This window comes from Bartonella sp. AU55XJBT (assembly GCF_028618525.1).
Genome location: NZ_JAQITC010000007.1, coordinates 65143 through 85323, shown reverse-complemented (window position 1 = coordinate 85323; position 20181 = coordinate 65143). Strand labels below are relative to the sequence as shown.

At 41.3% G+C, this 20181-nt stretch carries 17 protein-coding genes and 2 pseudogenes; 8 read left to right on the top strand and 11 right to left on the bottom strand.

Going from position 1 to position 20181, the window contains the following annotated elements; translation table 11 throughout:
- The first annotated feature begins 130 nt into the window (after positions 1-130).
- The 4 genes from PVV70_RS05010 to PVV70_RS04995 all read left to right on the top strand — a co-directional run bounded on the left by PVV70_RS05010 (position 131) and on the right by PVV70_RS04995 (position 3273).
- A complete protein-coding gene (locus PVV70_RS05010; RefSeq protein ID WP_273758194.1) occupies positions 131-496 on the top strand; it encodes a helix-turn-helix domain-containing protein in 366 nt (121 codons plus the stop codon).
- 386 nt (positions 497-882) lie between these two features.
- On the top strand, positions 883-1248 hold the full coding sequence (locus PVV70_RS05005; protein WP_273758193.1) for a helix-turn-helix domain-containing protein: 366 nt from the start codon (positions 883-885) through the stop codon (positions 1246-1248).
- Positions 1249-1893: 645 nt separating this feature from the next.
- The gene (gene efp / locus PVV70_RS05000) at positions 1894-2469 is read left to right on the top strand and encodes an elongation factor P (RefSeq protein WP_273758228.1); all 576 of its coding nucleotides are present in this window, start codon (positions 1894-1896) and stop codon (positions 2467-2469) included.
- A 12-nt stretch (positions 2470-2481) separates the two neighbouring features.
- Entirely contained in the window at positions 2482-3273 is a 792-nt protein-coding gene (locus PVV70_RS04995) for an inositol monophosphatase family protein (RefSeq protein WP_273758192.1), read from the top strand.
- 437 nt (positions 3274-3710) lie between these two features.
- Here the strand turns inward: PVV70_RS04995 and PVV70_RS04990 are convergent, their stop codons facing one another.
- Both PVV70_RS04990 and PVV70_RS04985 read right to left on the bottom strand, forming a co-directional pair.
- Positions 3711-5174 carry a hypothetical protein gene (locus PVV70_RS04990; protein WP_273758191.1) on the bottom strand — a complete coding sequence of 488 codons (1464 nt, stop codon included), beginning with the start codon at positions 5172-5174 and terminating at the stop codon, positions 3711-3713.
- 278 nt (positions 5175-5452) lie between these two features.
- Positions 5453-7243, bottom strand: coding sequence for an ABC transporter transmembrane domain-containing protein (locus PVV70_RS04985; RefSeq protein WP_273758190.1), 1791 nt, complete (start codon positions 7241-7243; stop codon positions 5453-5455).
- Between the two features lie 189 nt (positions 7244-7432).
- On the opposite strand from PVV70_RS04985, the gene rpmE reads away from it, so the two are divergent.
- Both rpmE and PVV70_RS04975 read left to right on the top strand, forming a co-directional pair.
- A complete protein-coding gene (gene rpmE / locus PVV70_RS04980) occupies positions 7433-7654 on the top strand; it encodes a 50S ribosomal protein L31 (protein WP_005774581.1) in 222 nt (73 codons plus the stop codon).
- A gap of 267 nt (positions 7655-7921) precedes the next feature.
- Positions 7922-8106: pseudogene (locus PVV70_RS04975) on the top strand (ABC transporter); the annotation flags it as partial.
- A 476-nt stretch (positions 8107-8582) separates the two neighbouring features.
- Here PVV70_RS04975 and PVV70_RS04970 read toward each other — a convergent pair.
- From PVV70_RS04970 to tkt, 7 genes and pseudogenes are all read right to left on the bottom strand, one after another.
- Positions 8583-8996 (bottom strand): hypothetical protein, encoded by a 414-nt coding sequence (locus tag PVV70_RS04970; protein ID WP_273758187.1) that lies wholly within the window; start codon positions 8994-8996, stop codon positions 8583-8585.
- Positions 8997-9656: 660 nt separating this feature from the next.
- Positions 9657-9779, bottom strand: a complete 123-nt coding sequence (locus PVV70_RS09815; protein WP_404977261.1) for a hypothetical protein — start codon at positions 9777-9779, stop codon at positions 9657-9659.
- Between the two features lie 47 nt (positions 9780-9826).
- Positions 9827-10051: pseudogene (locus PVV70_RS09810) on the bottom strand (class I fructose-bisphosphate aldolase).
- Positions 10052-10353: 302 nt separating this feature from the next.
- The gene (locus PVV70_RS04960) at positions 10354-11385 is read right to left on the bottom strand and encodes a class I fructose-bisphosphate aldolase (RefSeq protein ID WP_273758185.1); all 1032 of its coding nucleotides are present in this window, start codon (positions 11383-11385) and stop codon (positions 10354-10356) included.
- A 119-nt stretch (positions 11386-11504) separates the two neighbouring features.
- The gene (locus PVV70_RS04955; protein WP_273758227.1) at positions 11505-12698 is read right to left on the bottom strand and encodes a phosphoglycerate kinase; all 1194 of its coding nucleotides are present in this window, start codon (positions 12696-12698) and stop codon (positions 11505-11507) included.
- A gap of 554 nt (positions 12699-13252) precedes the next feature.
- Positions 13253-14260, bottom strand: a complete 1008-nt coding sequence (gene gap / locus PVV70_RS04950; protein ID WP_273758183.1) for a type I glyceraldehyde-3-phosphate dehydrogenase — start codon at positions 14258-14260, stop codon at positions 13253-13255.
- Between the two features lie 205 nt (positions 14261-14465).
- Positions 14466-16472 (bottom strand): transketolase, encoded by a 2007-nt coding sequence (gene tkt, locus PVV70_RS04945; protein WP_273758181.1) that lies wholly within the window; start codon positions 16470-16472, stop codon positions 14466-14468.
- A gap of 336 nt (positions 16473-16808) precedes the next feature.
- Here tkt and PVV70_RS04940 point away from each other — a divergent pair, with 336 nt between their 5' ends.
- Positions 16809-17084 (top strand): DUF4164 domain-containing protein, encoded by a 276-nt coding sequence (locus PVV70_RS04940; RefSeq protein ID WP_005774573.1) that lies wholly within the window; start codon positions 16809-16811, stop codon positions 17082-17084.
- Between the two features lie 12 nt (positions 17085-17096).
- Positions 17097-17480 (top strand): cell division protein ZapA, encoded by a 384-nt coding sequence (locus PVV70_RS04935; RefSeq protein WP_273758180.1) that lies wholly within the window; start codon positions 17097-17099, stop codon positions 17478-17480.
- 758 nt (positions 17481-18238) lie between these two features.
- On the opposite strand, the gene pyk is transcribed toward PVV70_RS04935, so the two are convergent.
- Together pyk and PVV70_RS04925 are read right to left on the bottom strand one after the other, a co-directional pair.
- Complete coding sequence (gene pyk, locus PVV70_RS04930) at positions 18239-19675, bottom strand: pyruvate kinase (protein WP_273758179.1); 1437 nt, start codon at positions 19673-19675, stop codon at positions 18239-18241.
- Positions 19672-20160: a DUF1036 domain-containing protein gene (locus PVV70_RS04925; protein WP_273758177.1), complete on the bottom strand. Its 489-nt coding sequence runs from the start codon at positions 20158-20160 to the stop codon at positions 19672-19674. Before PVV70_RS04925 ends, pyk begins: the two co-directional genes overlap by 4 nt.
- Positions 20161-20181: the final 21 nt, after the last annotated feature.

Here is a 20181-nt window from a genome sequence, read left to right as displayed (position 1 = left end):
CCCGGAATTCCGGGAGATTTTGCTATGTCCAAGTGCGTCTTACGCACTAAAAGCAAAATGCTGATTTAGGTTCAGTGTTTTTAGACTCCCGGAATACTCATGCGAGGGCGCTCGCAACCGGTGGGGAGCAATGCAATCTCAAAATCTTAATATTGATCTTTTTGTTGGCAAGAAAATTCGCTTAAGACGACAAATGCTAAAAATGTCTCAAACAACTTTAGGGCATGCTTTAGGTGTAAGTTTCCAACAAATTCAAAAATATGAAAACGGCTTAAATCATGTAAGCGCGGGGCGTTTAATGCAAATTTCCGATATTTTGACTGTTCCGATTTCCTTTTTTTATGCAGATATCATCACAAAACAACAGCCTCCATACCATCACGATGAAGTCATCTCCAGCACAGAGGAATACCTGCTGCTCAAAAGATTTAGAACACTCACCACTGTAAAAAGAAAAGCTATTCTACAGCTTATCATGGATGAGAATACAAGCTAACACCACGCAATAGCGCACCACATTCTCTATTCTATAAAACGAAACGCGCTATTCAAAGCCATACTCCCTCTCGATATAGATGCTTTATTGTTTTCAGGAAAAACACCGCTCTTATTAAAAAAGCTGTTTTTTATTGCCAATCTGCTGAAATTACTTTATGAATAAAAAGGTGTTTTGGTCGCATACGCAACGACCAAGAGGGTCTTGAAAGCCCGAAAATCTAAGCATGAATTTATCCCACTTTGTGGGTATCCCGGAATTCCGGGAGATTTTGCTATGTCCAGGTGTGTTTTCGCACTAAAAGCAAAAAAAGCTGATTAGGTTTCAGTACTTTCAAGCTCCCGGAATACTCATGCGAGGGCGCTCGCAACCGGCGGGAGGGTAAAATGCAATCTCAAAATCTTAATATTGATCTTTTTGTTGGCAAGAAAATTCGCTTGAGACGACAAATGCTAAAAATGTCTCAAACAACTTTAGGGCATGCTTTAGGTGTAAGTTTCCAACAAATTCAAAAATATGAAAACGGCTTAAATCGTGTAAGCGCGGGGCGTTTAATGCAAATTTCCGATATTTTGAATGTTCCGATTTCCTTTTTTTATGCCGATATCATCACAAAACAACAGCCTCCATACCATCACGATGAAGTCATCTCCAGCACAGAGGAATATCTGTTGCTCAAAAGATTTAGAACACTCACCACTGTAAAAAGAAAAGCTTTTTTACAGCTTATCATGGATGAGAATACAAGCTAACACCACGCAATAGCTCACCACATTCTCTATAAAACGAAACGCGCTATAAGGTGCTATTTGCTCTGTTCTTAACTTACCGCATACATCTTTAAATGACACAAAGCCCTTTCCCGATCCAATTTCTCAGCAATCAGACTTCTCAAAACAAAACTCAGCTTCCCATTTCATGGGGTTGATTTCACAAGATTATTCGGACAAGTTTCCCCGCACATATCCACGCGTCATTCTCATAAAAAACGCCTCATAGATTTACAGAACTTCTCTCATCCACCTCAATGAAATTTTACAACACAACGGGATAAATTTCCCCAAAACCCCAAAAATTTTTGTGCAAATTTTTAAAAAGCTTGCGTCTTAGCACTTTTTATGGTCTTGCAAAGAACTGAAAAGCAAGAATACATCAAATCCCTTTTTGTCCTTAAGCTTTTCTCTGCAAAGCTCATAAGACAACTTATGAGAAAAGCCCATGAACAAATCCATGGTAAGACAGATGAAAAGCAGACAAAGACCATGAGGGAACCGCAAAACGAATAAGAGGTTTTGAGCCTAAAAACAACAAAAGAGTTCACTGTTAAGGCAGCAAAGAAAAGCGCCGTAAAAGCGACAAGAGAACTCTTTTTGCAAGAAGAGAATTGGATAGAAACGATGAAAATTAATGGCAATGAAATTCGTCCCGGTAATGTGATTGAGCATCAAGGAAGTTTGTGGGTTGCAGTCAAATGTAATGCTGTAAAACCTGGAAAAGGTGGTGCATTTAATCAAGTTGAAATGAAAAATTTGCTTGATGGTACAAAACTAAATGAACGCTTTCGTGCCGCTGAAACGGTTGAAAGAGTCCGCCTTGAACAAAAGGATTTCACCTTTCTTTATCAACAAGGAGACGCTTTAGTCTTTATGGATTCAGAGTCGTATGAACAACTTGAACTCCAAAAGGATTTTGTAGGTGAACGTGCTGCTTTCTTGCAAGATGGAATGACTGTCACAGTTGAACTTTATCAAGAAAAGCCTATCGGCATCTCACTTCCTGATCAAGTTGCTGTCACGATTGTGGAAGCTGATCCGGCTCTCAAAGGACAAACGGTGACCTCCTCTTATAAACCTGCCATTCTTGAAAACGGGATTCGTATTCTTGTCCCCCCTTTTATGAATGCCGGTGAGCGTATCATTGTCGACACCAACGAGTTGATCTATTTGCGTCGTGCAAATGAAAAAGATAAATAAAGGAATAACAAGATGGCCCATTCTGCAATCATGAATGTCATGGTGCAAGCTGCCATGAAAGCAGGACGCTCGCTCGTGCGTGATTACGGTGAAGTGCAAAATTTGCAAGTATCTTTGAAAGGGCCAGCCGATTACGTCAGCCAAGCAGACCGTAAAGCAGAAAAAATTATTTTCACTGAACTGAGCAAAGCACGCCCCAAATTTGGTTTTCTGATGGAAGAGTCTAAAGAAATCGTTGGAGAAGATTCACAACATCGTTTTATAGTTGACCCTTTAGATGGCACCACCAATTTTCTCCATGGCATTCCTTTTTTTGCCGTTTCCATTGCTTTAGAAAGCCAAGGCAAAATCGTTGCGGGTGTCATTTACAATCCGGTAAGTGATGAACTCTTTACCGCAGAACGGGGCAATGGTGCTTTTTTCAATGACCGGCGCTGTCGTGTTTCTGCACGGCGCAGACTAGAAGATTGTGTCATTGCCACAGGCATGCCTCATTTTGGACGCCCAGATCATGGAACCTATCTCATTGAGCTGCGCAATGTAATGGCAGAAGTTGCTGGACTTCGCCGTTTTGGTGCAGCAGCTCTTGATTTAGCCTATGTTGCGGCTGGTCGAACCGATGGCTATTGGGAAGACAACCTGCAAATTTGGGATATGGCTGCCGGTATACTGATGGTTCGCGAAGCCGGTGGTTTTGTCACCGATAAAGAAGGTGGTGATGACATATTCCGCAAAAAAAATATCCTCGCTGGCAATGAACACATTCGCACCAAGCTAGAAAAAGTTCTCAAAAAAGGTATCTAAACCCTATAATCATAATCTTTTAAAAAGCCCGTCGTCCTAAAAAGCCCCTTAAAACTTGTCCCCCCACCTTAAAGTTTTATAAAATCTTAAAAAAAAACAATATGAAGAGAGGCTTTTCAACTGTTCTTTACAAACACAACAGAAACAGCTTAGCCAATATTATTAAACCTGCTATTTTTCTCAATTCCCCTATAAACACGCTAGCAAACGAAAAACCCATCACAACAAAACACTTCAAAAAGCAACAACCATACCAGAAACAAGCCCCCTACTCCTCTTAAGAAATCACCCTTACACGGCGCAAAAAGCTCGCCTCCAAACCGCCTCTCCTCTCTGCTAAGAGCTATCACACATGCCTCTCAAGAGCCCCCACCCCTACCAGAGTGACAGAAACCTCAGCAAATTCATTGCACGCCCCAACCCCCTTTAGTTTACCATTATTTCAGATAGTTTATGAAGTGCACACAAGATTGGTTGTAATGAAAATCTTTATTTTCGACAATCGCCTCTCGCAGTTTGATACTAAAAAGCTCTTTTTCTTTATTAATAGCCTCTTCCAGTTTCTTTAGCTGATCCTCATCGAAAATATATTGTAATTTATCTCTTGCGTTTTCTGTTTTTAGAAGCATATCCCAATAAAACAATTGATCAAAACATTTTTCATTTGATAATCTCAGCCTTTCTTTAGCACCTAATTTGTAAGCTTCTTCAAATGTTGGTATCTCTCCAGAAATGCTAAGGTCTTTTTTCTCTTCTTTATCTTTCTTTCTACAAGCCTTCATTGCATCTTCAACCGTGGAATAGCTACAATCTTCATCCAAGGCAATATATCCTTCTTTCACCGTATTAATAAGCATCTTATAGTAAATAAAAGTTGTTATTGCTACTTTATAACCATAGGAAATACCATATAATAGTGACAGAATGTAACTTTTATTATCTAATACCCAATCACCTTCACTGCGATGGGGACTTATTGTTTTCTGTATTTCTTCGCATGCTATAATCGTAGATATATTACCTTTATAACTATCCGTAGATTCCCGTTTTTCATTCTTCTCACTAGACTGTTCTTCTGATTGTCTTCGATCCCAATTAGCAATCATATTATCAAGCACATACAAGTACCAATGAAAAAACAACATCGTAGCTTTATATTTTATTTCTTGCGTATGGGGCTCTACGATCTCTTCAACAATTATCCCATTCTCGTTCATTAACTCTAACGTTTTCTGATAATTTTCCTTAAAATGGTTAATATCTATACAATGCTTTACACTATTATTAATTTTTTTATAATGCTCTTCAGCCAATTCTTCTTCGAGTGCCTTTTCATACAATAAACGCAATTCTCTCCCCCCTTGCGCACAAATATTCTTGAGTTCCTTTTCATACAATGAATATACCTCTTCTTGCCCTTGCACACACATCCCCTTTACCAATGAAGGTCTATTTCCAAGGGCTTTTATTCCTGCCCCAGTTTTTTCGATCCTCAATGCATTCCTTTCCCATTGCCTTACTCCCTCATCCCATTGTTCAATCCATTCCTTTGATATTTTTTGTGTTTTTTTAAAAAGCCTTTGCTCCCCTTTTTCAACAATCTTTTTATATATCTGATACTCTCGATCTTTTTGCTTAAGTTGTTCAGTTAATTGTTTGTTACGATAAATCGTGGTTACCAGCATTATGCCTCCCACACAACATACCATTCCCATTGCAAAGCCTAACAACACGTTCGTTGAATATCCCCAATACCACAACCCACCCATCACTATGGCGAATACAACCAATCCTATAAAAATAGATAGCTTCTTCCACTTTCGGATGAACTTAATGATAGTTATTATGAAACCAATTCCTTCTATCGTGGCAATAATTCCGTCTATTATTTCTCCATCCATTATTTCCCTCTTTATTATTTATGGGGCTTTCCCATCGACTTTCTTATATTATATCATTATGTGTATATTTGATTCGCAAATATCTATATATTCTATTTTAATGGATACAATATACAAAATATAGATATTTTTATTGATAGAATAAAACAATTTGTATTTAATTATACTTTTGTTGATTAATGTACTTTAAAGAAAAGCCAGCCATAAAGATTGATAAGCCTACTTTAGAAGAGTGCTGTTCATTGCCTTTAAAATTACTGTTCTTGTCTCAAAATCTCTTATTCGGGTGAAAATTGCAATTTAGCAAGATAAGCATAAACGCCATTTTTTGCCACAAGTTCGGCATGGGTTCCCTCTTCCACAAGGGTACCTTTATCCATCACGAGAATACGATCCGCTTTTAAAATTGTTGCCAAACGGTGTGCAATCACCAATGTTGTGCGGTTTTGCATCAGCCCTTCTAAGGCTTTTTGCACAAGCTTTTCACTGTTTGCATCTAAAGCAGATGTTGCTTCATCCAGCAGCAAGAGCGGAGCATTTCTTAAAATCGCCCGCGCAATACCGATACGCTGCTTTTGCCCCCCAGAAAGCATGGTACCGCGTTCTCCTACTTGTGTATCCAAACCATCAGGTAAAGCTTCAATAAATTCAAGGGCATTAGCGGCTTTAGCAGCAGCAATAATATCCTCTTCCATAGCATTTTCAGTCCCAAAAACAATATTATCACGCAGTGTGCCATCAAAAATGGCAACATCTTGAGGAACATAAGAAATTGCACCACGTAAATCCTGTAAAGAGAGGCGATCAATCTCCATACCATCCAGTCGAATTTTTCCACTTGTCGGATCATAAAAACGCAGAATCAAAGAAAAAAGTGTGCTTTTTCCTGCCCCTGAAGCACCAACAAAAGCAACCGTTTCCCCTGCTTTGATCGAAAAGGAAAGGGCGCGTACAATCTTCTCTTGTGGTCTAGAAGGATAGGTAAAATCAACATGATCAAAAACAAGTTCGCCTCGAACAGGTTTTTCTAAAGAGACAGGTTTTTTGGGGGCTAAAATCATGGGTTGTTCTTGCAATAATTCAGCCAATCGTTCAGCAGCGCCTGCAGCTTGGATTAATTCTGCCCCCAGTTCTGATAATTGCGCAAAGGTTGAGGCTCCAAAAACAGCATAAAGGACAAATTGCCCTAAGGTTCCTGCTGTCATGGTACCATTCAACACATCACGCGATCCAATCCACAACACAGCAACCACACTGCTAAACACAAGAAAAATGGCAAATCCAGTAAAAAAGGACCGCAAGATCACAGAAGCTCGCGCCGTCTGAAAAGCGCGTTCTACCAACTGAGAAAAACGTGTTGCAACAAGTTTTTCAGCGGTAAAAGCTTGCACCGTGCGAATAGCGCTGACCTGTTCTGTTGCCACAGCATTGGCATCAGCGAGACGATCTTGCGCCGCACGCGTACGCGCGCGAACTTTACGCCCAAAGATCACCAAAGGAAGTGCCACAACAGGAATAGCAGCCAAAACCAGCAGAGATAATTTAGCATTGGTGATCACCATCATCACGACGGCACCGATCACGATAATTAGCTGACGCAAAGCGGTAGAGGCGGTCGAGCCAACAGCCAATTTTATTTGTGTTGTATCTGTTAGAAGTCTTGAAACAATCTCGCCTGAATGTGACCGATCGAAAAAAGCAGGAGAAAGTTTCATAATATGGACAAACACATCACGCCGTAAATCGGCAACAATCCGTTCTCCCAATGTGATAACACAATAATAACGGCACGCTGAAGAAAAAGCCAGAATCAAAGCTAATACAAACAAAATTCCGAAGTAAAAATTGATATGTCCATGGCTTGAAGGAGAAAACCCATGATCAAACATTTGGCGGATCGCTATGGGCAAAGCTAATGTGACAAGGGCTGCAACAGACAAAGCAACAAAAGCAAAGATAAACAACCAACGATAGCGTACAAGATAAGGAAAAAAAATGGCAAGCGAAGAGAATGGAGATTTTCTAGGGGAAGACTTTGTAGATTCTTCTGAATGACGATATAATTTCATAAAACTTCGCTCACTATATTGAATGATTTACAACACCTGACACAATGACGCATCTTGAACACTTGTTTTTTAATGCGTGCTCAGCTATAGGAATAAATACTTTAATCAATGTATCAAAAAGACAAAGGAAGCGCACTTAAAAAATCGAGTAAGTGTTCTTTCATTCTATAAACGCAAAAGGTTTGACGCATGAAAGCGAATATTCATCCTAACTATCACAAAATTACCGTTGTTATGACGGATGGAACTCAATATACAACGCGCTCCACTTGGGGAAAAGAAGGGGATACCCTTAATTTAGATATTGATCCAAGAACGCATCCAGCATGGACAGGAGGGTCCCAAACACTCGTAGACCGTGGCGGTCGCCTTTCTAAGTTCAAAAATCGTTTTGGCAATATTGGTATGTAAAAATCTCATTTTCACGAGGCACAAAGACTTTAAACAAAACGATTGCCTCGTTAAGCGATGAGTTTTTTGTGCTGTAAAGAGTGCACTTTAAGATATTAATTTCAAAACGCATCCAACAGAAACAGATGAGGCTTAGGCATTTATAAATCATGGCGGCTGCGTTTTTTTTTAATTTCAAAATCATTTTGAAATGCCAACATAAGCCTCTTCTCATGGGGCACAAAGATTTCAAAATAAAATGATTGCAAACCATTCATCTTCTTTTGAACTGAAAATATCCATGAAGAGGCTATTCTTGCCATCACTAAAACGGCTAATGCACTTGAATTTATTCAAGCTTTCCCAGATAGCTTGGATACGCAAGTAGGAGAGCGTGGTATTATGCTTTCTGGAAAGCAAAACAACGCATTAGTATTGCACGTGCGATTTTAAGAAATTCACCCCTCTTGTTGCAATCCGGCACCATCATTAATTTGCCAGCTCCCAATGTTTCTACAGCCCCTTGGTACTTGAAGCGATCCATTATAGGCAATTTTTCCCCTATATCGTATTAGTTTTGTAGAAAGCTTGTAGACCCTTTATATTTCTTAAATCAAAAAATCATAATTGGATTATATTGTATAAAGGTGCTTTTTCATTTTTCCATTTAACACACGGTAACATACCATTGAGGCACCATGAGAAACTTTCCCTTTATATCATGACTTCATAAACCGCATGAAAAGGACACAATAAGCCGTTTTGGCGTCTTAAGGTCAAGGACGCAGTGAGGCACCCTGTGAGGTTTTCTTTGAGTTTTTAAATCCAAGGTTTGTTATAGTCCCTTTATGAAAAGCGGATACAATGGCATGATAGAGAGTATTTATTAAGAATTTGAGAGGCTACCCGCCTCTTATTTCGATTTATACACAAATGAAGTGCGCTCTATTTATTCAGAGAGAATAAGAACATACCCTGGAGGTGCTAAACGGAATAAGAGAGCGTCATACCCCCAACTAGCGGACATGCAGCAAACAGAAAAAACACCTTCACCAATTGCTATGAGTAGCGTGAACGATAGAGCGGCTTCATCTGCTGTTGCTTCGCGGCGTTGTAAGTAGTATCCGACAAAAAAGAAAAAGCACGTGAGTCCACTCGCACCCGCAAAGAAGTTTAGTACGATATGAACCAATCCACGCATGTTGAGCAAGATAAGAAAAATTATGAAAATAAACGCTTCGAATATCCCAGAGAATACCCCACGCACGATATGGCAAAATTTCCGCATCATAATTGCAGAAACGCTCTGCTCTGCGTAACGATTTTTTTTGGTGCTTGTATTCTTAGAAGATATGCTGTCCACAACTCCCCCCCATTTCTAAGCTGAAATGCCACGAAATTAATTTTCTATAATGATATCATCACAAAATACAAGAAAAATTTATTCATTTTAATGAAAAAAGAGGGGTTTTATTGAGGTGCAAATCTATCTTCTTTCGCAAGAGTTATTCAACCCGTCCGCCAATAAAAAACGCCCCGCTCATTGAAAAGGAAACTATCCTGACGCACAAAAGCTTCATAAGCTGTATGTCTAACCCATAGAGAAATCACAACTCTCCAATCAACCCGCTTATCCACCTTTGTGAAACTGCAATCAAATAGATTCTACTGATGACAAGCAATGATAACATGAAAAAGAGATAATATTACAATATCAAACTCTTCAATATAATATCATCTTTATGATTTTTACTTAAAAAGCAAGCCCCCCTCATGAACGACAACATACTGCTGCGCATTCACGAATTTCCTTTAAAGCACCATCTCCCCTTCCTACAAACGCGCCTCTCCCGCAATCTTATCTCTCGATAACCGCCATAAAAACTTTTAAAATGTCGAAAGAGAAAACTCTCTGTGAAATCTTTCAAGCCTAAAAAGTCCCCATCATTCTTATCATGATGAGGATTTCCCAATCACGCAGAAACATGTAAAATATTCCCCATTTAAGCATAGAGCTTGTACTTCAAGCGCTCACCTTTTCTTGGCTCTTTGTCCCCAGCTCTTTTATCCATTGCCCTAAAGCCGCAAGATGGTTCATCCGCGCACGATGACAAAATGCCTTTTGTGCGAACCACAATATTTTCATCTTTTCCAGCCCATGCTTTTAAAGCAGCCGCTTGCAATGCGCGTCGATTAAGAAAAGGTCAATGTCCAAAGCAATGTGCCCAAAGAATTCATGGCCGATAAATGTGCCGTTGCTTCCTGATCAGATTGTCCGAAAGACAAGAAAAGCAATTCTTAAGAACAGCGGAAGGGATAGTTTGTTTAAGCACACGGGACAGTTTTTTCAGCCACCTCTTCAACTCCAGCCTTGCGCGCATCCTTTCCATCAATGACCCTATTGGGTTTTAAAATCATCCCCTCTAAAATAACACGCAGCTCTCAAACAATTCTTTAAACACCGTGGTAAAAACAGCATGTGTCACCTCAAAACAACAGGCAATGGAATGTTGGCAAGACAACCCACCCACCAGCACTGACCATTCAAAAATCAGCACACTCCTATCTCGAAATTATTAAACCCAAAAAAAGAACTATATTCTTTATCAAAGAGTATAATGCGCAAGAGCTTGTGCATTTGATTGCCCTCTTGGCTAGCAAAACGTTTACATCAAGGACAATCACCGCACATCCTTATGGAAATTCAAATCTATGGCAATTCAAGCGCTTACCTTTTCTTGGCTCTTTGTCCATTGTCCTAAAGCCGCAAGATGGTTCATCCGCGCACGATGACAAAATGCCTTTTGTGCAACAGCAATATTTTCATCTTTTCCAGCCCATGCTTTTAAAGCAGCCGCTTGCAATGCACGTCCATAGGAAAAGGTCAATTTCCAAGGCAATGCCCCCAAAGAATTCATGGCCGATAAATGTGCCGTTGCTTCCTGATCAGATTGCCCTCCGGATAGAAAAGCAATTCCTGGAACAGCGGCAGGAACAGTTTGTTTAAGCACACGGACAGTCTTTTCAGCCACCTCTTCAACACCAGCCTTGCGCACATCCTTGCCATCAATGACCATATTAGGTTTTAAAATCATCCCCTCTAAAACAACACGAGCTTCAAACAATTCTTTAAAGACAGTTGTCAAAACAGCGCGTGTCACCTCAAAACAACGGGCAATGGAATGCCCGCACGACGGTCCATCCATCAGCACCTCCGGCTCAACAATCGGTACAATATTGAGTTCCTGACATAAAGCAGCATAACGGGCGAGTGCTTGTGCATTTTGATTGATGGCGCCTCTTGTTGGCACAGTATCGGCATTAATGGCAATCACCGCCCGCCATTTAGCAAAACGAGCACCCAAAGTATAATAGTCTTTTAGCCGTTCACGAAGACCATCCAACCCTTCAGTAATTGTCTCTTGGGGAAAAGCAGCCAAGGGTTTAGCACCGGTATCCACTTTAATTCCTGGTAACGCCCCTGCCTCACGAATAAGATCCGTCAACATTTGCCCTGTTGATGCTTTTTGTCGAATGGTTTCATCAAATAAAATCACTCCAGAAATAGCATTTTCCATAGCTTCTTTTGCACTAAAAAGCATTTCACGATAAGAACGGCGCTTATCTTCATTGGATTCAACCCCAATGCTTTCAAAACGCTTGCCTATTGTCGCCGTACTTTCATCTGCCGCCAAAATACCTTTACCCGCCTGCACAAGAGAAAGTGCAATATCTTCAATCCGTTCAGTCATAAAAAAATTCCTCTTTATTTTCTCTGTTTTTTCTTACAGTTTCCCAAAAGTGCACCATACACTTGAACACACTCTACGTGAGCGACACACAGTTTTAAAACTACTTTTCAAATAATCCCTTAATCCTGCATAAGGGCAAGAATTCCAGGAAGAACCTTTCCTTCCATCCATTCCAAAAAAGCTCCTCCTGCAGTTGAGAGATACGTAAAATCATTGGCAACACCGGCATGATTAAGGGCAAAAACCGTATCTCCCCCTCCCGCAATTGAAACCAACTTGCCCATCAAACTGCGTTCTGCAACATGGCGTGCAACAGCAATTGTTCCTTTATCAAAGGGAGGCATCTCAAAAACACCAAGGGGCCCATTCCACACAAGGGTCGCAGCCTTATCTATTGCGCTCTTGATATGAGCAATAGAGCGCGTACCAATATCCAATATCATGCCATCCTCAGGAATATCGCCAATATCATAAAGACGATGCGGCGCATTTTTTTCAAAGCGAAATCCAACGATAGCATCCACAGGCAGTAGAAGTGTACAGTGACATTCCTGCGCTTTTTTAATGATTTTTTTAACCGTTTCCATTAATTCGTGTTCACACGGTGACTTCCCCACATGAATACCTTGCGCAGCTAAAAAACTATTGGCCATCCCACCCCCAATAACCAAGGAGTCGACTTTTTCCACCAAATGATTGAGAACAAAAAGCTTACTGGAAACTTTCGCCCCTCCCACCAAAGCCACCACGGGATGTGTTGGATTTCCAAGCCCTTTTTCTAAGGCCTGCAATTCCCCTTGCAGCGATCGCCCCGCATAAGAGGGCAACAAATGCGTTATCCCTTCCACCGAAGCATGAGCACGATGCGAAACAGAAAAAGCATCATTGACATAAAGATCCCCATTATGAGCCAAAGCTTCTGCAAAAGAACAATCATTCTTTTCCTCACCGGCATAAAAACGAACATTTTCGAGCAGGATAACACCCCCATTTTGCAATGCCTCCACCGCGACCTGCACCACCGAGCCAATACAGTCAGGAACAAAAGCAACCGGCTGTTTTATGATCTTTTCCAGCACTGGTATAACAGGACGAAGTGAAAATTCTGACTCGACCTTTCCTTTGGGGCGACCACAATGAGAAAGCAGAATAAGCTTAGCTCCCCGCTTTTGCAGCTCAACGAGTGTCTCTTTATGTCGTTGAAGACGCGTCTCGTCACAAACTTTACCCTGTGCCATAGGAACATTAAAATCCACGCGCACAAGAACACGTTTGCCCAAAACATCAACATCATCAAGCGTACGAAATCCCATCACTGCTTCCTCTTCATTTTTCATTGTTTCAAATAAAAACGCATCGAACAAACCTGCTTAATTTTCTTTCCACTAAAACCTCTTCTTCGCTTTTGTATGCCTCTCTTTGTTTTTGCATGAAAAGGACCCTCGACACCTCCCTTCTCTCAACTCTCTGTCTGAAAATCCAAAGAGCCATTGTCAAGTGCACAAAAACCCCTCATTGCTTTTAATTTTCCACATTCCATTGTTACAAACAAATGCATTGGCTCAATTTTATTTTCACTAAAACACCCTTTTACTTTTATGCAAAAGAGTTTATCTCTTTCGTTTTCTGACCTTTTCTCGAACATCATCCCGTGTCAGATGTTTTTCAAATTTTACTCTTTCATGCAGTTTTTAAAAGCACATATCGCCTCGTATCAAAACAGACCATCAATCTTTCAACAGCATCTTCTCTCTGGCGCACAAAGAACATAACTTGTCTCGACTTTCTCAAAAGAATGCCCCTTAATTTGTACAAAAACGAGGCTTTTTCCTATAAAAAGAGGACCCTAAGGTCCTTCTTATGGTATTTATATTGTCTTGGCAAAAGCCACCGCCGTATCACTCATACGGTTAGAAAAGCCCCATTCATTATCATACCAAACGAGAACACGACAGAGCTTACCATCAATTACTTTGGTTTGATCATTGTGAAAAATCGCTGAATGCGGATTATGATTAAAATCACAACTCACAAGCTTTTCTTCTGTAGTGTCCAAAATTCCCTTGAGAGGACCTCGTGCAGCAGTCGCAATAGCCGTATTAATTTCTTCAATTGTTGTGGAACGCTGAGTCGTAAATGTCAAATCAACCACAGAAACATTAGGGGTTGGAACACGAATGGATACCCCATCAAGCAATCCCTTTAATTCTGGCAAAACCAATCCCACAGCTTTTGCGGCCCCGGTTGAGGTAGGAATCATCGAAAGAGCTGCCGCACGCGCACGATAAAGATCACGATGCATGGTATCCAACACAGGTTGATCCCCCGTATAAGAATGGATTGTTGTCATAAAGCCTTTTTCAATGCCCACCGTGTTATGCAAAACTTGTGCAACAGGCGCCAAACAATTGGTTGTACAAGAGGCATTTGAAACAATGCGATGCTCACTGCTTAAAGACTGATGATTAACCCCATAGACGACCGTAAGATCTGCACCCTCTGAGGGAGCGGAAACCAGAACACGCTTTGCCCCCGCATCCAAATGAGCCTTTGCCTTATCACGCGCAGTAAAAATGCCCGTACATTCCAACGCGATATCGATATCCAAATCTTTCCAAGGCAATTGTGCTGGATCACGCTCTGCACAGACCTTTATTAAACCAGCCCCCACATCAATGGCATCTCCCACCACCTTAACATCCCCAGGAAAACGCCCATGAACTGAATCATAGCGCAGCAAATGGGCATTTGTTTCCACCGATCCCAAATCATTAATTGCGACCACTTCAATATCTTTTCGTCCACTTTCCATAAGTGCCCGTAAAATATTGCGTCCAATACGACCAAACCCATTAATTGCAACACGAACTGTCATTTCACATGTTTCCTCATCTAATTTTTTAAAGCATAACATTTAAAACACAACAAATGGGCATTTTCCAATCCCACACCATGAATTCCCAAAACGTCAATATCTCGATCAATCAATCACTTATCCACAATAATGCACAACACTATCCACAACATCGCACAGAGTATGATACCCTAGAAACACCCCCACGCATGACAACACACGGCTGTCATTTTGTCTTTTCCTCTCCAATCTTTTCCAGCTCTCTTTCAACAGTCGCAACAACATTTTCAGAAGTAAGACCAAAGTGTGCATAAAGATCATCAATTGTTCCACTCGCCCCAAAGCTCTCCATACCAATAAACACCCCATCACAGCCAATAAAACGGTCCCATCCTTGAGCAACAGCAGCTTCAATCGCGATTTTAATCGGCGCATCGCCAATGAGAGCCCGTTGATAGGAGCAAGACTGTTGAGAAAAGAGTTCAAAACAAGGCACAGAAACCACACGGGTTGGGATACCTTTTTCTTCTAAGACTTCACGTGCTTTGACCGCAATTTGCAACTCTGAACCGGAAGCAAACAGTGTCACTTGCGCCTCATCACTGGCGGTTAGCAATTCATAAGCCCCAAGCATACAGAGGTTTTCTTCTTCATACTCTTGACGCAATAGCGGCAAATTTTGTCGGCTCAAAGCCAAAGTAGAAGGCGTCTTGCGTGCTTTTAAAGCCAATTGCCAACACTCGACTGTCTCCATAGCATCAGCAGGACGAAACACAAGATGATTAGGCATAGCACGCAGGCAAGCCAAATGTTCCACGGGTTGATGGGTCGGACCATCCTCACCAAGCCCAATAGAATCATGGGTCATAACATAAACCACCCGCAACCCCATAAGGGAAGACAAACGCATGGCAGGGCGCATATAATCAGAAAAGCATAAGAATGTCCCTCCATAAGGGATAAAGCCCCCATGGAGAGCAAGCCCATTCATGATAGCCCCCATGGCATGTTCACGAATGCCATAATGGAGATAGCGCCCAGAAAAATCCTCCGCCGTGATACTTTTCATCTGGCTGCTTTTTGTATTATTAGATCCGGTCAAATCAGCAGAACCACCAATGGTCTCACTCACGACTTCATTGATCACTTCAAGAGCCATTTCCGAAGCTTTACGGGTAGCAACAACAGGACATTCTTCAACGAGTTTCTGTTTATAAGCATCGACAGCGCCATCAAATCCTCCCACGAGATCACCACGCATCAACCTTTCAAATTCCACCCGCTCTGAAACAGGAAGATCGGCCAATTTTTCTTCCCACTTTTGTCGCTTTTTAGCGGCATTAAGCCCTGCCAAGCGCCAATTATCGAGAATATCGGCTGGAATAACGAAAGGTTCTGCCTCCCACCCCAAGGCGATACGGGTCTCAGCGATTTCCCGTGCTCCTAAAGGGGCACCATGAACTTTATTGCTTCCCGCTTTATTGGGCGCCCCAAAGCCTATCGTTGTTTTACAGGCAATTAACGTTGGTTTATCACAATTTCGTGCTGCTTCAATGGCATGTGCAATGGCGGCTTGATCATGCCCTTTCACTTTGAGTGTATTCCAACCAGATGCTTTAAAACGGGCTATTTGATCTGTACTATCCGCAAGGGAAATTTCTCCATCGATAGAAATATTATTATCATCCCACAACACAATGAGCTTATTGAGTTTCAAATGTCCTGCCAAGGAAAGTGCTTCCTGAGAAATCCCTTCCATCAAGCATCCATCGCCCACTAACGCGTAAGTATAATGGTTGACAAGATCTCCAAAACGGGCATTTTGCAGACGTTCTGCAAGAGCCATCCCCACAGCATTAGCCAACCCTTGTCCGAGAGGTCCCGTCGTTGTTTCAATTCCTGCCACATGCCCATATTCTGGATGCCCCGCAAGCTTTGCCCCTAATTGGCGAAAATTTTTAAGATCCTCAATACCGATATCTTCATAACCAGAAAGATACAGCAGAGCATAAAGCAACATAGATCCATGTCCTGCTGATAAGACGAAACGATCACGGTTAGGCCAACGAGGATTTTTAGGATCATGAGCAAGGAATTGTGTATAAAGAACCGTAGCAATATCGGCTGCTCCCATTGGCAAACCGGGATGACCAGAATTGGCTTTTTCAATCGCATCAATAGCAAGAAAACGGATAGCATTGGCCATCTGATTCTGTTGGTGGGTGTTTATCATGAATGATCGACCATTTCATTAAATACGTTATACTGTTGCTTTTTCTGTATTCTCTTAAAGTTCCTTAAGAAATACTTTTTTTAACCATCAGCGTGAGACTTTTTGTCATCACTTCCATAACATTAATAACACATTCCCCTCACGCATCCTGTATATTCATGTCATTTATGCCAATACGCGCAAAAAATCCAGCTTTTAATTTATATCTCACCCCTGCTTTGCTTGCTAAAATATCCTACATACTTAAAAATAAAAGAGACACAATATGAGAATGTAAGTGATTCGTTTTTGCATAACGCATTGATAAAGGATACAATTACCCAAAGGAAAAAAGCAATGAACCAAGAGACTACGGTTCTGCAAGATGCTCTAGAGCACCTAGAAAAAGCACTTAGAACCTTAGAGATCACAATAATCAACCGCAACGCCGTTATTGATAAAAATAACGAATGGGAAGAAGAAATTCAACGAATGAATGCTGACCGCAGTCATCTTGCCCAAGCGCTTGACAAAGCTGAAGCTCAAATTGAACGCTTAGAATCTGTTAACAAAGAAGTTTCCAAACGTCTTATTAAAGCAATGGAAACGATTCGTGTCGTCATTGATAGATAAAGGTTTGAACGTATGGAAACAGTTTCCGTTACCATTGATGGTAAAAACTATCGCATGGCTTGTAATAAAGGACAAGAAAGTCATCTTATTGCGCTTGCAGCTCAATTGGATCAATATATCACCCATTTAAAGAACAATTTTGGAGAAATTGGCGACCATCGTTTATCGGTAATGGCGGGCATAATGATTATCGATGAAATGGAAGAAATAAAACGAGAAAATAAAAAGTTACAAGAAGATTACGATGCTCTTTTACGACTCCACAATGAAAAGGAGCGTGCCATGGGAAGGATTATGCGTGACACCACACAACGCATTGAAAAGCTCACCAACCAATTGCTCAAAGATGATCAAAACAGCAAAAACATTCAAGAACAAGAGCAGGAAGACTTTTAAAGCAGTTCGATTTTTTATCAAGAAGATTCCAGTAACTGATCACACATGGCCCTTATGGAATTGACTTAAAATCTCCTCAAAAAACTCTCTTGAATATTTCATTGACACACAAACACTTCATACCTCAAAGAATCCGCCTTATACCACCACCACGCTTCCAATGAGATATCTCGCACAACAAATGACCAAAACCAACATCTCAAAACCAAGACATCATTGTAAAAAATCATATCAATGAGCCAACAACGATAAAGCCAACTGCTTTTACATAAAAACGATGCGTGACCAGCCTATTTTTTAAAATGCATTCACCCGTCACTTTATTCTCATGCCTGACCCTCATGATTTTTGGGGACACATAATTTTATTCAATTCTGTTTGCGAAAATTTCATCCATTTACAAAAGCTTAAAATGAAAAATTTTAAAGCTCTCATTCAAACAGCAAAAGAATGAATTTTCATGATCAATGAATTTCTCGCTTATAAGACATCAATAAAACGATCTGAAACATATCTAAAAAGATGATAGAAAAAAAAATTCTACCATAAGTAACCATCTTCAAAACGAAAGGTAAAGTTACAACATCACCGCATCCCACCCCAAAACCTAATTGCCCAAACCCCATAAGACCATACTATTTCCACAAGGGAAGATCAAAGCAATAATCGGTCTATTAGGACGCTCACGAGAAGCGCGCAGACCCGTTGTTCCTGAAACCTATTTAAAGGCGCGTGAAAAAACACTATGTGTAAACGGATCAAATCCCCTTCGTTCCATCTGGAGAAACAGAGGCAATACGCAAAAGGTTTGTTGCACCAGGCGTTCCAAGGGGAACACCGGCTGTCACAAGGAAGCGATCTCCTCCTTGGCAAAAACCTTCCTGAAAGGCAATGGTAGCTGCACGATCAACCATATCCTCTAAATTCTTTGCATCCGCAGTAACCACACAATGAAGCCCCCAAACGAGTGCCAAACGCCGTGCTGTTTCCACAATGGGCGATAAAGCAATAATCGGTCTATTGGGACGCTCACGAGAAGCGCGCAAACCCGTTGTTCCTGAAGCCGTATAGGCAACGATAGCGGCAAGTGAAAGTGTTTCAGCAATCTGACGCGCGGCAAGAGAAATCGCATCCGTCCCTGTTGATTCTGGTGTTGGATGTTGTGCTCCAACCTGAGCAGCATAAGTATGATCTTGTTCAATTTGCCGTGCGATTTTGTCCATCATAAGAACCGCTTCTTCCGGATAACGACCAGAAGCAGATTCAGCCGACAACATCACCGCATCTGTTCCAGCATAAACCGCTGTAGCAACATCGGATACTTCTGCACGCGTTGGCACAGGAGATGTGATCATTGATTCGAGCATTTGTGTTGCCACCACAACAGGTTTTCCGGCTAAACGGCAAGCTTTGATCAGCTCCATCTGCAGCGCAGGAATCCTTTCCAGAGGCATTTCCACCCCGAGATCTCCGCGTGCAATCATAATACCATCACAGACTTCAATAATCTTTTCTATATGTTCCAAGGCTTGAGGCTTTTCGATTTTAGCCATCAAAGACACCTTGTTTTTCGTTAGCCTGCGCACCGCTATAATATCTTCTGGACGCTGGATAAAAGAAAGGGCAACCCAATCAACAGGCAGCTGTAACAGAGCCTGAAGATCAGCCTTATCTTTTGAGGTCATCGAATCAAAAGGCAAAATTGTATCCGGAAAACTCACACCTTTTCGATCAGAAATACGGGTTCCAGAAACCACACGACACTGAACAAAATGATCATCACACACTTCAGCACGCAGTTCTAACCTTCCATCATCAATTAACAAGCGATCCCCTGGTTTAAGTGCCGAAAAGACATCCTCATGAGGGAAAAAAACACGCTGCGCATCGCCAGCCACATCGCGATGATCTAACGTAAAACTTTGCCCAACACGCAAATCCTCTTGACCTTTTGCAAAACGACCAACACGCAGTTTCGGCCCCTGAAGATCTACTAAAATACCAATGGGCCGTTGAACCGTTTTTTCAACCTCCCGTATTGACTTGACCAAATCGCCCAATGTGTCACGATCCGTATGACTCATATTAAGGCGAAAAACATCTGCCCCTGCCCTAAAAAGCTTCTCAATCATTACACGAGAAAAAGAAGAAGGACCAAGAGTCGCAATAATTTTTACTTTACGGGCACGTCTCACGGTGGAGAATTTCCTGAAAGAGAAGAGGCAACTGAATTGTTTAACAAAGATTCATCCGTCAATTGCACCATCCAACTGGTTTGATTACCGGTATCGATTTCCTTAAACTCAGCCTTTTGATATCCTCGAGGGAAACAATCATGAACCCCTTGAATAGTAAATTGGCTATCTTGCACACACATGGTGACAGAGCCTGCCCAGCTTCCTTTTTTTTGTGCCCCTTCCGCATAAAAATAATAAAACCGCGAGGCAAGAGGTCCTTCGATTAAAGTTTTACATTCTGTCACGGGAACCACCCACCAACCTTCGCTCACCCACCCTGAAAAGGTACGATATCCAAGAGCAACCCCTACAGACTGTTGGGTTGTATTACACACCCTAAAGTCAGCCTTTGCACAAACAACAAGGGGAAATAAGAGCAAAATGCTCAAGAGAAAAACCTTTAATCTTTTCTGAAATGCCCAATATTGTTTTTTCAAAATCACAAAACTTCCTCTATAATGTCA

Bases quoted from the DNA above. Each gene is read 5' to 3' on its own strand.
- rpmE (WP_005774581.1), top strand. From the start codon at position 7,433: ATGAAAGCGAATATTCATCCTAACTATCACAAAATTACCGTTGTTATG.
- PVV70_RS04955 (WP_273758227.1), bottom strand. From the start codon at position 12,698: ATGGGATTTCGTACGCTTGATGATGTTGATGTTTTGGGCAAACGTGTT.
- efp (WP_273758228.1), top strand. From the start codon at position 1,894: ATGAAAATTAATGGCAATGAAATTCGTCCCGGTAATGTGATTGAGCAT.
- tkt (WP_273758181.1), bottom strand. From the start codon at position 16,472: ATGATAAACACCCACCAACAGAATCAGATGGCCAATGCTATCCGTTTT.
- PVV70_RS04935 (WP_273758180.1), top strand. From the start codon at position 17,097: ATGGAAACAGTTTCCGTTACCATTGATGGTAAAAACTATCGCATGGCT.
- PVV70_RS04940 (WP_005774573.1), top strand. From the start codon at position 16,809: ATGAACCAAGAGACTACGGTTCTGCAAGATGCTCTAGAGCACCTAGAA.
- PVV70_RS09815 (WP_404977261.1), bottom strand. From the start codon at position 9,779: ATGAAAATATTGTGGTTCGCACAAAAGGCATTTTGTCATCGTGCGCGG.
- PVV70_RS05010 (WP_273758194.1), top strand. From the start codon at position 131: ATGCAATCTCAAAATCTTAATATTGATCTTTTTGTTGGCAAGAAAATT.
- gap (WP_273758183.1), bottom strand. From the start codon at position 14,260: ATGACAGTTCGTGTTGCAATTAATGGGTTTGGTCGTATTGGACGCAAT.
- PVV70_RS05005 (WP_273758193.1), top strand. From the start codon at position 883: ATGCAATCTCAAAATCTTAATATTGATCTTTTTGTTGGCAAGAAAATT.
- PVV70_RS04960 (WP_273758185.1), bottom strand. From the start codon at position 11,385: ATGACTGAACGGATTGAAGATATTGCACTTTCTCTTGTGCAGGCGGGT.
- PVV70_RS04990 (WP_273758191.1), bottom strand. From the start codon at position 5,174: ATGGATGGAGAAATAATAGACGGAATTATTGCCACGATAGAAGGAATT.
- PVV70_RS04995 (WP_273758192.1), top strand. From the start codon at position 2,482: ATGGCCCATTCTGCAATCATGAATGTCATGGTGCAAGCTGCCATGAAA.
- PVV70_RS04985 (WP_273758190.1), bottom strand. From the start codon at position 7,243: ATGAAATTATATCGTCATTCAGAAGAATCTACAAAGTCTTCCCCTAGA.